Origin of the sequence: Stenotrophomonas sp. SAM-B (genome assembly GCF_013387485.1) — a bacterium.
Classification (GTDB): domain Bacteria; phylum Pseudomonadota; class Gammaproteobacteria; order Xanthomonadales; family Xanthomonadaceae; genus Stenotrophomonas; species Stenotrophomonas maltophilia_AA.
This window is the reverse complement of the sequence record NZ_JABBXB010000001.1, coordinates 626,618-640,066: the sequence shown is the minus strand read 5'-3', so window position 1 is coordinate 640,066 and position 13,449 is coordinate 626,618. Positions and strand designations below refer to the sequence as shown.

Below are 13,449 nucleotides of genomic sequence, written 5' to 3'. Positions count from 1 at the left end.
TGCCGGCCGCTGGCCGGCACCCGATACATCTGATGGAAAGAGCAGCCGCCCAGCGGCCGGCACTACCGGCGCCATGCGGCCCATTGGACCGCTGCAACGCCGGGGGTCAGGTGGCTTCCGGCGCCGGCTTGTTCAGGCCCAGCCAGCCGCCGATGATCCCACGGGCTTCATCCACGCCCTGGCGGGCGGGGCCGGAGAAGGTCTGCACGCTGACGGTATCGCCGAAGGACGACTGCAGCTCCTTGCGCACCTTCTGCAGCGCGATGCCCTGCTGGCCGCGGCCGAGCTTGTCGGCCTTGGTCAGCAGCGCGTGCGCCGGCAGGCCGCGCTGCACCGCATAGGCGAGCATCTGGCGGTCGTAGTCCTTCAGCGGGTGACGGATGTCCATCACCACCACCAGGCCACGCAGGGCCTCGCGGGTACGGAAGTACTGGTCGATGAAGGCCTGCCAGTGCGCCTGCAGGTCCAGCGGGACCTTGGCGTAGCCGTACCCGGGCAGATCGACCAGCTTGGCCCCCGGGGTAACCTCGAAGAACACCAACTGCTGGGTGCGGCCGGGGGTCTTGGAGACCCGGGCCAGGCTGTTCTGGCGGGTCAGGGCGTTGAGGGCACTGGACTTGCCGGCGTTTGAGCGACCGGCAAAGGCGACTTCCGCGCCCACGTCGTCCGGCAATTGCCGGGTGTTGTGGGCCGAAAGCAGGTATTGGGCGCGTTCGAGGAGCAATGACATGGGTATAGGATCGCATGTCCGGGCCCGATCCGCGCTGCCCGCGCTCGGTTTTGCTGCACCCTGCGTTGACCGTGGCGTGAAACGGCGTTGATAATCGGGCGATCCCCGTGGTTGCGGTCCCGCAACCGCCAGGCCGGTCCACACGGAGCTTCCGCATGCGCCATGCTCGCGTTCTTGCCGTTTCCGCACTTGCTGTCTCGCTGCTCGCCGCCGTTGCCGTTGCCCAGACCTCGATCACCCCGTTGCCGGACAACGGGCCGATCAAGACCGCCTCGCTGGAGGTCGATTTCAGCAAAACCACCTGGGGCGACCCCAAGGCCGGGCAGACCAAGGCCGCGGCCTGCGCGGCCTGCCATTCGGCCGATGGCAACTCCACCGTGGAGATGTACCCGAGCATCGCCGGCCAGAGCGAGCGCTACAGCGCCCAGCAGATGGCCCTGATCGCCAATGGCCAGCGCACCTCCGGGGCCTCGGCGGCGATGGTGCCGTTCGTGCAGGACCTCACCCCGCAGGACATGCGCGACATCGGCGCCTACTTCGCCACGCAGAAGGCCACCGCCGGCATCGCCGACGATGGCGCCGTGACCGAAGGCCCGTACGCCGGCAAGAAATTCTTCGAGATCGGCCAGCAGCTGTACCGCGGCGGCGATGCCGAGCGCGGCATCCCGGCCTGCATGGCCTGTCACGGCCCGACCGGCGCCGGCAATCCGGGCCCGGCCTACCCGCACATCAGCGGCCAGCACTCGGCCTACGTTGCCCGTCGGCTGCAGGAGTACCAGGCCGGGACCACCCAGGAAACCGACAAGGCCCACTTCCAGATCATGGCCACAATCGCCAAGTCGCTGACCGAGCAGGAGATCCAGGCCCTGGCCAGCTACCTGCAGGGTCTGCACAACCGGGCCGATGATGTCGCCGCTGCCGCCACCGTTGCCGGGGGCACGCAGGCACCGTAACCACCGCCCGCACCGCAGCGCATCCCCTTGGTCGGATGACAGATGCGACCGCCGTGGCTGGCGGGGTATGTTCACTGCCACGCCGGCGACTGGGCCGGCGTCGTTTTTTCTGTATGGAGATGGATGTAGATGACGTTGATGCCCCGCCTGTTGTTGTTGCTGCTGGCCCTGAGCCCGTTGAGCACCTTCGCCGCCACCCCGACCCCGCTGGTGGAAGGCAAGGATTACGACCGCATCGCCGATGCCGGCCCGTTCGCGCCGCTGGCCGGCAAGGTCGAAGTCGTGGAGATGTTCGGCTACACCTGCCCGCATTGCGCGCACTTCGAGCCGCAGCTGGAAGCCTGGGCTGCCAAGCTGCCCAAGGATGTCCGCTTCACCCCGGTGCCGGCCGCTTTCGGTGGCGTATGGGATTCGTTCGCCCGCGCCTACTACGCTGCCGATCAGCTGGGCGTCGCCAAGCGCAGCCACCGCGCCATGTTCGACGCCCTGCATGAGAAGGGCTCGCTGCCGATGCAGAACGTCTCGCCGGATGAACTGGCTGCGTTCTACCAGGGCTTCGGCGTGGCCCCGCCGCAGTACATCGCCGCGCTCAAGAGCGATGCGGTGGACGCCAAGGTGAAGGCTGCCCGTGCCTTCGCCCTGCGCACCAAGGTGCCCGGCACGCCGACGCTGATCATCAATGGCGTGTACCTGGTCAAGGGCGACTCGTTCGAGGCCATGCTGCGCAACGCAGATGCCCTGATCGCCCGTGCGCGCAGCGGCAAGGCGCTCTGACAGCGCTCGCTGAACCATCACGCACCGTGCACGCGGGACGCTCGTTTCCGCGTGTCATCATGCTTCCCTGGCCGATGCTCCAAGCATCGGCCCCAACATGCTCATCCGCTGGAGATGCTTCGATGAAGACCCGTTTCGCCATTACGCTCATGGCCCTGCTGCCGATCCTGGCCGCCTGCAAGGCCCAGGACGGTACCGCCAACACCACCGCCCCGGCCGAACCGGCCGCGCCGAGCAGCACCCCGGCCACCGAAACGGCGACGCCGACCGAGCAGGCCCCGGCTGCCAGCGGTGAAACCGCCGCCGCCGAGACCGCCGCTGCCGAAGCCACCACCCCGGCGCCGGCCCCGGCCTCCTCGCGCCCGACCGGCCCGGAGCCGGTTGCCGGTACCGACTATGTGGTGATCGAAAACGGCCAGCCGTTCCAGCCGGCCACCGGCAAGATCGAAGTCGCCGAGATCTTCGGTTACGTGTGCCCGGCCTGCGCCGCGTTCCAGCCGCTGATCGGGCCGTGGAAGGCTGGCCTGCCGAGCGACGTCAACTTCGTCTACGTGCCGGCGATGTTCGGCGGCACCTGGGATGACTACGGCCGTGCGTTCTACGCCGCGCAGGCGATGGGCCTGCAGGAAAAGACCCACGAAGCCATGTACGCCGCGATCCACGCCGAGCAGAGCCTGAAGGGCGAGCGCGGCCGTGATTCGGTCGAAGACATCGCCAACTTCTACGGCAAGCACGGCGCCGACCCGAAGCAGTTCGCCGCGATGATGGGCAGCTTCGCCGTCAACGCCAAGACCAACTCGGCCAAGCAGTTCGCCATGCGCAGCAAGATCAGCGGCACGCCGTCGGTGATCGTCAACGGCAAGTACCTGGTCAAGGGCAAGGGCTTCCCGGACATGCTGCGCATCGCCGATCACCTGATCGCGCGCGAACGCGCCGGCAAGGCCAACTGATCCAGCACCCGCGAACCGTCGTGAATTCCCCCCACACGCGGACCCTGCGACTGCTGACGGCCAACATCCAGGCCGGTTCGAGCACCCGCCGCTACAGTGACTATGTGACCCGCAGCTGGTCGCACGCACTGCCGGCCGGGCGCAAACGGACCAGCCTGGATGCCATCGCGCAGATGGCCCGTGAGCACGACATCGTCGGCCTGCAGGAGGCCGACCCCGGCAGCCTGCGCTCGGGCTTCACCAACCAGACCCACTATCTGGCCGAGCGCGCCGGCTTCAATTACTGGAGCCACCAGCCCAACCGCCGCATGGGCGGGGTGGCCTCCAGCGCCAATGGCCTGCTCAGCAAGCTCGAGCCGGTCGAGGTCCAGGACCACGCCCTGCCCGGCCGGATCGGCGGGCGCGGCGTGCTGCTGGCCAAGTTCGGTGAAGGCAGCCAGGGCCTGGCCGTCGCGGTGGCGCATCTGTCGCTGGGGACCAATTCGCGCATGTCGCAGTTGGCCTTCATCGCCGATCTGCTCTCCGAGCATCCCAACGCGGTGCTGATGGGCGATTTCAACTGCCTGGCCGAACGTCCGGAAATGCAGGTGCTGTACCAGAAGACGACGCTGCAGCCGCCGGACTGCGTGGTGCCGACCTTCCCAAGCTGGCGCCCGGATCGGGCGATCGACCACATCCTGCTCAGCAACGGCCTGCAGCAACGCAGTGCCGAGGCGGTGCCGGCCGCGTTCTCCGATCACCTCGCCCTGGCGATGTCGATCGACGTGCCGAGCAGCGCGCTGCGTTGACCCCTGTGCACCCGCCGCCCTTGCGCGGCGGGCCTCGCAGCGGCGTAAACAGGCTGTCCACAGCGCCTGTGCGATAAATCCCGCCGTCCGCCGCTCCGGCACCGGGAGTATCCCCCACCCCATGAGTACCGTGGAGCCACCTCTGTCCGAGGTGCGCACGCTTCGACCCGTGTTCCTGCTTGCCGCCACGATCGTGGCGGCATTCGCCATTCTGGTCACCGTGTTTCCGATCGATGCCGGCGTGATGCTGCTCGATGCCCAGACCTGGGCGTCGCGCAATGTCGGCTGGTATTACCTGCTGGCGATGACCGTGTACCTGGTCTTCGTGGTCGGCGTGGCGCTGTCCGGCTATGGCAACGTCAAGCTGGGCGCGGACCATGACGAACCGGAGTTCAGCTATCTGTCCTGGGCCGGCATGCTGTTCGCCGCGGGCATCAGCATCACCCTGTTCTTCTTCTGCGTCTCCGAGCCGCTGACCCACTACCTGCTGCCGCCACAGGGCGGCACCGGCAGCGGCGAGGCCAGCGCGCGCCAGGCGATGCAGCTGCTGTTCCTGCACTGGGGCCTGCATGGCTGGGGCGTGTTCGCGCTGGCGGCGATGGCGCTGGCCTACTTCGCGTACCGCCACAACCTGCCCCTCGCGCTGCGCTCGGCGCTGTATCCGCTGATCGGCAAACGCATCAACGGGCCGATCGGCTACACCGTGGATGCGCTGGGCATCGTGGCCACCGTGTTCGGCCTCGGCGCGGACATGGGCTTTGGCGTGCTGCATCTCAACGCCGGCCTGAACACCCTGTTCCCGGTGCCGCACGCGGCCTGGGTGCAGGTCGGGCTGATCGTGCTGATGATGGGCGCGGCGATCACCGTGGCCGTCTCCGGCGTCGAGAAGGGCGTGCGCTGGATGTCCAACATCAACATGCTGCTGGCGATCTCGCTGCTGCTGTTCATGCTGTTCGCCGGGCCCACCCAGTACCTGCTCAACGCCTTCATCCAGAACATGGGCGACTACCTCGGCAACGTGGTCGGCAAGAGTTTCGATGTGTACGCCTACGGCGGGCGGCCGGACTGGCTGGGCAACTGGACGGTGTTCTACTGGGCCTGGTGGATCGGCTGGGCGCCGTTCGTGGGCCTGTTCATCGCGCGCATTTCGCGGGGCCGCACCATCCGCGAGTTCGTGCTGGGCGTGCTACTGATTCCGCTGGGTTTCACCCTGGCGTGGCTGTCGATCTTCGGCAACAGCGCGCTGGATCAGATCCTGCACCACGACCAGGTGCACCTGGCGCAGATGGCGGTGGAGAACCCGCCGACCGTGCTGTATGCACTGCTGGAAAGCTATCCGTGGAGCCGCACCGTCATCGCGGTCACGGTGATCGTCAGCTTCATCTTCTTCGTCACCTCGGCCGACTCGGGCACGGTGGTGCTGTCCACGCTGTCCTCGCAGGGCGGCAATCCGGAAGACGACGGTCCGCGCTGGCTGCGCGTGTTCTGGGGCGTGATGACCGGTCTGGTCACGGCCGGGCTGCTGCTGGCCGGCAGCATGGACGCGCTCAAATCCGCGGTGGTGCTGGCGTCGCTGCCGTTCTCGGTGGTGTTGCTGCTGATGCTGTGGGGCCTGACCCGTGCGCTGGGCGAAGAGTCACAGCGCAAGAAAGCCTCGCAGTACTCGCCGATCCCGTTGATCGGGCAATCGCGGCATCAGCGTGGCTGGCGCCAGCGCATCACCCAGGCGGTGCACTTCCCGGCGCGCGATGAGGTGTACCGCTTCATGGACACCGATGTGAAGCCGGCGATCGAAGCGGTCGCCGCGCAGCTGCTCGAACAGGGACTGGACGTGCAGACCAAGTTCGAGCCGGGTCACATGGAGCTGCTGGTGGACCACGGCGAACAACAGGTCTTCACCTACCAGGTGATCATGCGCGGCTACCTCACGCCTTCGTTCGCCGCGCAGCGCTTCCGCAACCAGCGTTACTACCGCGCCGAGGTCCATCTTTACGAAGGCGGACAGGATTACGAGCTGGTCGGCTACAGCCGCCAGCAGATCATCAACGACATCATCGACCAGTACGAGCGTCACCTGCAGTTCCTGCATCTCACGCGCTGACGCCCGCTGGTCTCCCGCTGCAAAGGAGTCATCGACATGCCCACCTTCCCCGACCAGCTGCTGTACATCGGCGGCCGTTACGTTCCTTCCCAGGGCGGCAAGACCTTCGAGGTCATCAACCCGGCCAACGGCGAGCTGCTCGCCAACGTCCACAGCGCCAACAGCGACGATCTCGACGCTGCGGTGGAGAGCGCCCAGGCCGGCCAGAAAGTGTGGGCCGCGCTGACCACGGTGGAGCGCTCGCGCATCCTGCTGCGCGCGGTCGAACTGCTGCGCGAGCGCAACGACGCACTGGCCGAGCTGGAATCGCGCAACACCGGCAAGGCGTTGAGTGAAACGCTGAGCGTGGACGTGGTCACCGGCGCGGACGTGCTGGAGTACTACGCCGGTGTCATGCACGGGCTGGAAGGCAGCCAGGTGCCGCTGCGCGAGAGCAGCTTCTTCTACACCCGGCAGGAACCGCTGGGCGTGGTCGGTGCGATCGGCGCCTGGAATTACCCGATCCAGATCGCGCTGTGGAAAGCCGCCCCGGCGCTGGCCGCCGGCAACGCGATGATCTTCAAGCCCAGCGAGGTCACCCCGCTGACCGCGCTGAAGCTGGCGGAAATCTTCACCGAGGCCGGCCTGCCCGATGGCGTGTTCAACGTGTTGCCCGGCGATGGCGCCGGCGTCGGCTCGGCGCTGACCGAGCACCCGCGGATCGAGAAGATCTCCTTCACCGGCGGCACCGCCACCGGCCGCAAGGTGATGGCCAGCGCCTCCAGCTCCACGCTCAAGGACGTCACCATGGAGCTGGGTGGCAAGTCGCCGCTGATCATCTGCGATGACGCCGATCTGGACCTGGCCGCCGACGTGGCGATGATGGCCAACTTCTACAGCTCCGGCCAGGTGTGCACCAACGGCACCCGCGTGTTCGTGCCGCGCGGCAGGCTGGCAGCGTTCGAAGCCAAGCTGCTGGAACGGGTCAAGCGCATCCGCATCGGCGATCCGCTGGCCAAGGACACCAACTTTGGCCCCCTGGTCAGCGCCGCGCACATGCAGCGCGTGCTCGAGCACATCGCCAGCGGCAAGGCCGACGGCGCGCGCCTGGTCTGCGGCGGCGAACGGCTGACCGAAGGTGCGCTGGGCAAGGGCTGCTACGTGGCGCCGACCATCTTCAGCGATTGCCGTGACGACATGCGCATCGTGCGCGAGGAAATCTTCGGGCCGGTGATGAGCCTGCTGGCCTACGACGACGAGGACGAGGCGGTGCGCCGCGCCAACGATACCGATTACGGCCTGGCCGCCGGAGTGGTGACGCCCGACCTGGCGCGCGCCCATCGGGTGATCCACCAGCTCGAGGCCGGCATCTGCTGGGTCAACAGCTGGGGCGAGTCGCCGGCGCAGATGCCGGTGGGTGGCTACAAGCAGTCCGGTGTCGGCCGCGAGAACGGGCTGGCCACGCTGCGCGCCTACACCCGCACCAAATCCATCCAGATCGAGCTGGACCGCTACGCGTCGGTGTTCTGAACCGGCCTTACCAGGAGACACCGCGATGAAGCGCGAATACGACTACATCATCATCGGCGCCGGTTCGGCCGGCAACACGCTGGCCGCGCGACTCACTGAAGACGCCGGCGTCAGCGTACTGCTGCTGGAAGCCGGCGGTCCGGACTACCGGCTGGACTTCCGCACCCAGATGCCGGCCGCGCTGGCGTACCCGCTGCAGGGCCGCCGCTACAACTGGGCGTATGAAACCGAACCGGAACCGTACATGGACAACCGACGCATGGAGTGCGGCCGCGGCAAGGGCCTGGGGGGCTCCTCGCTGATCAACGGCATGTGCTACATCCGCGGCAACGCGATGGACTTCGACCAGTGGGCCCGCTTCGACGGCCTGGAAGACTGGAGCTACCACGACGTGCTGCCCTACTTCCGCAAGGCGGAGACGCGCGACATCGGTGCCAACGATTACCACGGCGGCGACGGCCCGGTCAGCGTGGCCACGCCGAAGAACGGCAACAACGTGCTGTTCCACGCGATGGTCGAGGCCGGCGTGCAGGCGGGCTACCCGCGCACCGACGACCTCAACGGCTACCAGCAGGAAGGCTTCGGCCCGATGGACCGCACCGTGACCCCGCGTGGGCGTCGCTCCAGCACCGCGCGCGGTTACCTGGACATGGCCAAGGACCGCGAGGGGCTGGAGATCGTGGTGCATGCCACCACCGACCGCATCCTGTTCGCCGGCAAGCGCGCCGTAGGCGTGCGCTACCTGGCCGGCAACAGCGCCGAGCCGATCGATGCCACCGCGCGCCGCGAAGTGCTGCTGTGCGCCGGTGCGATCGCCTCGCCGCAGATCCTGCAGCGCTCCGGCGTGGGCGCGCCCGCGCTGCTGGCCGCACTCGGCGTCCCGCTGGTGCACGACCTGCCCGGCGTCGGCGAGAACCTGCAGGACCACCTGGAGGTGTACATGCAGTACGCCTGCAAGAAGCCGGTCTCGCTGTATCCCGCACTGCAGTGGTGGAACCAGCCGGCGATCGGCGCGGAGTGGCTGTTCAACGGCACCGGCATCGGTGCCAGCAACCAGTTCGAAGCCGGTGGTTTCATCCGCACCCGCGAGGACTTCGACTGGCCGAACATCCAGTACCACTTCCTGCCGGTGGCGATCAATTACAACGGCACCAACGCGGTCAAGGAACACGGTTTCCAGGCACACGTCGGCTCGATGCGCACGCCCAGCCGCGGCCGCGTGCACGCGAAGTCGCTGGACCCGCGCGAGCACCCTTCCATCCTGTTCAATTACCAGTCCACCGACCAGGACTGGCAGGAATTCCGCGATGCGATCCGCATCACCCGCGAGATCATCGCCCAGCCCGCGCTGGACGAGTACCGCGGGCGCGAGATCAGCCCGAGCGCCGAGTGCCAGACCGATGCGGAACTGGATGCCTTCGTACGCGCGCATGCCGAGACGGCGTATCACCCGTCGTGCTCGTGTGCGATGGGCACCGACGCGATGAGCGTGGTCGACGGCCAGGGCCGGGTGCATGGCATGGAAAGCCTGCGCGTGGTCGATGCCTCGATCATGCCGCGCATCATCACCGGCAACCTCAACGCCACCACGATCATGATCGCCGAGAAGATCGCCGACCGGATCCGCGGGCGTGCCCCGCTGCCGCGCAGCACCGCGGCGTACTACGTGGCCGGAGACGCCCCGGCACGGCGCTGAGTACGCAGCGATCCATCGGTAGGCGCCGACCGTTGGTCGGCGCGCCGGTCACGGCATCACGATCACCCCGGCGCGCCCGGCACCACGGACACCGCCCGTTTCGCGGTCACCGTGCTGCCCACCGACGCCACCACCGTGCAGCCGATCGCCGCCCACTGCAGCGGGGTCAGGTGTTCGGCCAGCAACCCCATCGCCAGCAGTGCCGCGATCGCCGGCTCCATGCTGATCAGGATGCCGAAGGTCTCCTTCGGCAACCGCTTGAGCGCCATCATCTCCAGTGACATCGGGATCGCGCTGGACACGATCGCCACCCCGAGGCCGAACAGCAGGATTTTCGGATCCAGCAGCGCCATGCCCGCGTGCGCCACGCCCACCGGCACCACCACCAATGCCGCCGCGCACAGACCCAGCGACACCGTATGCCCGGCCGGCAGATGCCCTGCGCGCTTGCCGAAGATGATGTACATCGCCCAGCACACGGCCGCGCCGAGGGCGAACATCACCCCGACCGGATCCAGCGGCTCGCCATGGCCCAACGGCAGCAGCAGCAACAGCCCGACCAGCGCACAGCCCACCCACACAAAGTCGACCGGCCGCCGCGAGGACCACATCGCCACCGCCAGCGGCCCGCAGAATTCGATCGCCACCGCGATGCCGAACGGGATCGTGCGCAAGGCCATGTAGAACAGCAGGTTCATCACCCCGAGCGTGACGCCGTAGCGGATGATCGCGCCGGCATCGGCACGCGAGGTGGTCCAGCGCCACGGCCGGAACACCATCAGCAGCACCAGCGCCGAGAAGCCCACGCGCAGTGCGCTGGTGCCCTGCGCGCCGATCAACGGGAACAGCTGTTTGGCATACGAGGTGCCCACGGCCAGCGAGGTGACCGAGCCGAGCACGGCCAGGGCGGGAAAGAAGGAAGAGAGGCGGGAGGTCGACATCCGCACAGGATATTGCGGATCGTCGGCCGACGCTGCTCTCCCGCTGATCCTGAGGGCTGCCGGGACGGGGCACGCCCCCGCATCAGCGCGTGGCCGACAACGCCGCGTCGAACAAGGCCGTGGCTTCGGTGATCGCGGCGCCGTGCGTGGCGTTCTGGTCGGCCGCCACCTGGCACAGTGCACCGACGCGCGTCTTTCCGAGCGCGGTGCAGCTGGACAGGAAATCGTAGTGGCCGACCGCCGGCAGGGTGGTCAGCCTCGCCTTCGGAAGTGCCGCGGCCGCGACCTCGCTGTTGGTGGCGGGCGCTGCCACCGTGTCGCCCGCTCCGACGATGATGGAGACCGGCGACGGCACCTTGCCCAGTTCCTCCGGCGCGAAGGCCTGCACCATCGCCGGGGCGATCAGGAACACCGCGCGGACACCCGGGAGGGCGCGATCGTCTCCCGACGTGGCGACCCACGGGGCGAGTTCGGGGGTGGCCGCCACGCGTATCCGGCGCGCCAGCGTCAGCGTCGGGTTCTCCGCCTGGGGCGCGCAGACTCCATCGGCGGGATGCGCGCGGCAGAACGCCAGCAGCCGCTGCACATCCGGCCGGGCACCCGCGGCGACCAGGGCCGTGAACCCACCGGCCGAATAGCCCGCGATGCCCAGCCGCGTGGTGTCGATGTCCGTCGCCAGCGCAGGGTCGGCCTGCACGGCGGCCAGTGCGGCCGCGAGGTCATCCACGCGGTTCCACATCAGGATGCTGCCCGCCTCGGTCATCGGGTCCACGCCGTTGTTGCCGGGATGATCCACCGCGATCACCACATACCCTGCCCGCGCCATCGCGGTGCCAAACCAGCCCATCATCCGTGCGCTGCCGCCGTTGCCGTGCGAGAGCAGCAGGACCGGCCAGCGTCCTTTGGCCATGGCGGCATCGGCGGCGGCCGTGCCCACCTCGAACAACGGCGCGCCCGGCGGGCCGATCGTCAGCGCGGTTTCCTGCGCACCGGACTGGGCCGGGTACCACACGGTATAGCGCACGCTGTCGCGGTGGTCGGCATCGCGCACGGCCGCACTCGGCGTATGCGCGATGCCGTGGCGCTCTCCGACCGGCGGCGCGGCGGCCACGGCAAACGTGGGCAGGCAGAGCCACAACAGCGCGGCGCAGCAACGGGCGGTCATTCGCATGGGTCGATCTCCTTGGGGGGCAGCGTGTCGGCCAGGGGCAGCCAGATCTCCACCCCGCCGTGGCCGCTGCGGTCATCGAAGCGCGCGTCATAGCGCTCCAGGTCCGGTGCATCGGCGAGGGTCAGGCCGGAGCCCGGCAGATAATCGTTCAACAACCAGAACCATGTGGAACGGATCGCCGAGATGTGCCCGGCGTGCCAGGCGATGAGGTACTCGCGGGGCGCGATCGAGATCGCCTGCCAGCCTGCGGGCACGGGCGCGGAGGCACGGATCTCCACCCCGGCGATGTAGTCGAAACCGCCGTCGGCATCATTGTTGCCGCACACCCCATAGGCGATCTCCGCGCCCAGGCCATGCGCCTCGTCCAAGCGCTGCCACTGCGAGGGAATCGATGCGACGGTCGCGGATGTATGGCGTGCACCGATACCGGCGACGCGCAGGGCACCGCGGTACGCGCGATGCGGCTCGATCATGCAGGGGGTGGCGGCGTCGTCCAGCTTCAAGGCCTCCACCAGCGCCAGGCCAGGCAGCCCCTGCTCGCGGACCTGCTCGGGCGAGCGCCCGAACTGCTCGGAGAACGCGCGGGTAAATGCTGCATGCGAGCCGTACCCGGCGGCCATCGCGACACCGAGGATGTCACCGGCGCCAGCCGCCAGCTGGCGTGCGGCTTCGGTCAGCCGGCGCCCACGCAGATAGCGCGCCACCGAGGTGCCGGTGCCGAGCTGGAACAGGCGTGAGAGATGGAACGGGGACAGCCCGACCACGCCGGCGATATCGGCCAGCGACGGGTTCTCAGCAAAGTGGCTTTCGATGTACCACAGGGCCCTGCGTGCCGCACCCATACCGCCAGATCCATGCCGATGAACGGGTCCGCAGCGTAACCCAGCGCGCGGCGTGTCATTTGATCGTTCTTGCTGTCCGCTGCCGCTCGCCGCGCAGGCCGCCTCAGCCCTTCACCGCCGCCTCGATGGCCGCCACGTCGATCCTGCGCATCGTCATCATGGCCTCGAACGCGCGCCGGGCCACGGCGGGGTCCTTGCTGGTCACCGCGTCGGTCAGTACCCGCGGGGTGATCTGCCAGGACAGGCCCCACTTGTCGCGGCACCAGCCGCAGGCGCTTTCCTCGCCGCCATTGCCGACGATCGCGTTCCAGAGCCGGTCGGTCTCGGCCTGGTCATCGGTCGCGATCTGGAAGGAGAACGCTTCGCTGTGCTTGAACGCCGGGCCGCCGTTGAGCCCGAGGCAGGGAATGCCGGCGACGGTGAAGTCGACGGTGAGTACGTCCCCCTGCTTGCCGGAGGGGAAGTCGCCCGGTGCGTGATGCACCGCATGCACCGCACTGTCCGGGAAGGTGGCGGCGTAGAACGTGGCGGCCTCCAGAGCGGTGCCGTCGAACCAGAGGCAGATCGTATTCTTGCTGACCATGGGCATCTCCTGCAGCGGAGGAAGGCGGCCTGGCATGCGCGGGGCCGCCGGATCGCGCAAAGGCTCAGGCTGTCCACCCAGCGCAGGCTCAGGGTAGCGACGGAGCTGTTAACCCAGCGCGCGGGTAGCTTCGGCGACCCACGAGGCGCGCCTGCGCCCGCGGAGGCTCGGCAGCGGGAAGTATGAATACGAGAGCGCCTGACTTGCCGGCCTTGCGCAGCGGTGCCGAGGCCCGATGCGGTTGATGATGCGAATCATTGCTATTACCATAGTGTGATCCGGGTCGCGTAAGGGATGCGCGCCCGCGAACAGTTATCGAGCCCGCGTCGGGTCCACGCCCCCCGCCAGCCGCTGCCTGCCCCCACTCCGCTCCGCCGCAGGCCACCCAGGACGCCGGCCATGCGCGTTGCC

The 13,449-nt window shown here is 68.3% G+C and carries 12 protein-coding genes; 7 read left to right on the top strand and 5 right to left on the bottom strand.

Annotation, left to right across the window (positions count from 1 at the left end):
* Positions 1-106: 106 nt before the first annotated feature.
* Positions 107-730, bottom strand: a complete 624-nt coding sequence (yihA, locus tag HH110_RS02750; protein WP_176988212.1) for a ribosome biogenesis GTP-binding protein YihA/YsxC — start codon at positions 728-730, stop codon at positions 107-109.
* A 155-nt stretch (positions 731-885) separates the two neighbouring features.
* Here yihA and HH110_RS02745 point away from each other — a divergent pair, with 155 nt between their 5' ends.
* The 7 genes from HH110_RS02745 (at position 886) to betA (ending at position 9,501) form a co-directional block, all read left to right on the top strand.
* Positions 886-1,683, top strand: coding sequence for a c-type cytochrome (locus HH110_RS02745; protein WP_176988211.1), 798 nt, complete (start codon positions 886-888; stop codon positions 1,681-1,683).
* 129 nt (positions 1,684-1,812) lie between these two features.
* Positions 1,813-2,457 carry a thiol:disulfide interchange protein DsbA/DsbL gene (locus HH110_RS02740; protein ID WP_176988210.1) on the top strand — a complete coding sequence of 215 codons (645 nt, stop codon included), beginning with the start codon at positions 1,813-1,815 and terminating at the stop codon, positions 2,455-2,457.
* A gap of 122 nt (positions 2,458-2,579) precedes the next feature.
* Positions 2,580-3,407, top strand: a complete 828-nt coding sequence (locus HH110_RS02735; RefSeq protein WP_176988209.1) for a thiol:disulfide interchange protein DsbA/DsbL — start codon at positions 2,580-2,582, stop codon at positions 3,405-3,407.
* A gap of 20 nt (positions 3,408-3,427) precedes the next feature.
* On the top strand, positions 3,428-4,195 hold the full coding sequence (locus tag HH110_RS02730; protein WP_176988208.1) for an endonuclease/exonuclease/phosphatase family protein: 768 nt from the start codon (positions 3,428-3,430) through the stop codon (positions 4,193-4,195).
* A gap of 121 nt (positions 4,196-4,316) precedes the next feature.
* Positions 4,317-6,296, top strand: a complete 1,980-nt coding sequence (gene betT / locus HH110_RS02725; RefSeq protein ID WP_176988207.1) for a choline BCCT transporter BetT — start codon at positions 4,317-4,319, stop codon at positions 6,294-6,296.
* A 36-nt stretch (positions 6,297-6,332) separates the two neighbouring features.
* A complete protein-coding gene (betB, locus tag HH110_RS02720; RefSeq protein ID WP_176988206.1) occupies positions 6,333-7,805 on the top strand; it encodes a betaine-aldehyde dehydrogenase in 1,473 nt (490 codons plus the stop codon).
* Positions 7,806-7,830: 25 nt separating this feature from the next.
* Complete coding sequence (betA, locus tag HH110_RS02715) at positions 7,831-9,501, top strand: choline dehydrogenase (RefSeq protein WP_176988205.1); 1,671 nt, start codon at positions 7,831-7,833, stop codon at positions 9,499-9,501.
* A 62-nt stretch (positions 9,502-9,563) separates the two neighbouring features.
* Here betA and HH110_RS02710 read toward each other — a convergent pair whose 3' ends face one another.
* From HH110_RS02710 to HH110_RS02695, 4 genes are all read right to left on the bottom strand, one after another.
* Positions 9,564-10,442 carry an EamA family transporter gene (locus HH110_RS02710; RefSeq protein ID WP_176988204.1) on the bottom strand — a complete coding sequence of 293 codons (879 nt, stop codon included), beginning with the start codon at positions 10,440-10,442 and terminating at the stop codon, positions 9,564-9,566.
* A gap of 82 nt (positions 10,443-10,524) precedes the next feature.
* Positions 10,525-11,607, bottom strand: a complete 1,083-nt coding sequence (locus HH110_RS02705) for an alpha/beta hydrolase (protein ID WP_176988486.1) — start codon at positions 11,605-11,607, stop codon at positions 10,525-10,527.
* Positions 11,604-12,455, bottom strand: a complete 852-nt coding sequence (locus HH110_RS02700; RefSeq protein ID WP_176988203.1) for an AraC family transcriptional regulator — start codon at positions 12,453-12,455, stop codon at positions 11,604-11,606. The genes HH110_RS02705 and HH110_RS02700 overlap by 4 nt, the downstream gene beginning before the upstream one ends.
* 103 nt (positions 12,456-12,558) lie before the next feature.
* The gene (locus HH110_RS02695) at positions 12,559-13,038 is read right to left on the bottom strand and encodes a VOC family protein (protein WP_176988202.1); all 480 of its coding nucleotides are present in this window, start codon (positions 13,036-13,038) and stop codon (positions 12,559-12,561) included.
* Positions 13,039-13,449 lie beyond the last annotated feature (411 nt).

Bases quoted from the DNA above. Each gene is read 5' to 3' on its own strand.
- yihA (WP_176988212.1), bottom strand. From the start codon at position 730: ATGTCATTGCTCCTCGAACGCGCCCAATACCTGCTTTCGGCCCACAAC.
- HH110_RS02745 (WP_176988211.1), top strand. From the start codon at position 886: ATGCGCCATGCTCGCGTTCTTGCCGTTTCCGCACTTGCTGTCTCGCTG.
- HH110_RS02740 (WP_176988210.1), top strand. From the start codon at position 1,813: ATGACGTTGATGCCCCGCCTGTTGTTGTTGCTGCTGGCCCTGAGCCCG.
- HH110_RS02735 (WP_176988209.1), top strand. From the start codon at position 2,580: ATGAAGACCCGTTTCGCCATTACGCTCATGGCCCTGCTGCCGATCCTG.
- betT (WP_176988207.1), top strand. From the start codon at position 4,317: ATGAGTACCGTGGAGCCACCTCTGTCCGAGGTGCGCACGCTTCGACCC.
- betB (WP_176988206.1), top strand. From the start codon at position 6,333: ATGCCCACCTTCCCCGACCAGCTGCTGTACATCGGCGGCCGTTACGTT.
- betA (WP_176988205.1), top strand. From the start codon at position 7,831: ATGAAGCGCGAATACGACTACATCATCATCGGCGCCGGTTCGGCCGGC.
- HH110_RS02710 (WP_176988204.1), bottom strand. From the start codon at position 10,442: ATGTCGACCTCCCGCCTCTCTTCCTTCTTTCCCGCCCTGGCCGTGCTC.
- HH110_RS02705 (WP_176988486.1), bottom strand. From the start codon at position 11,607: ATGACCGCCCGTTGCTGCGCCGCGCTGTTGTGGCTCTGCCTGCCCACG.
- HH110_RS02700 (WP_176988203.1), bottom strand. From the start codon at position 12,455: ATGGGTGCGGCACGCAGGGCCCTGTGGTACATCGAAAGCCACTTTGCT.
- HH110_RS02695 (WP_176988202.1), bottom strand. From the start codon at position 13,038: ATGGTCAGCAAGAATACGATCTGCCTCTGGTTCGACGGCACCGCTCTG.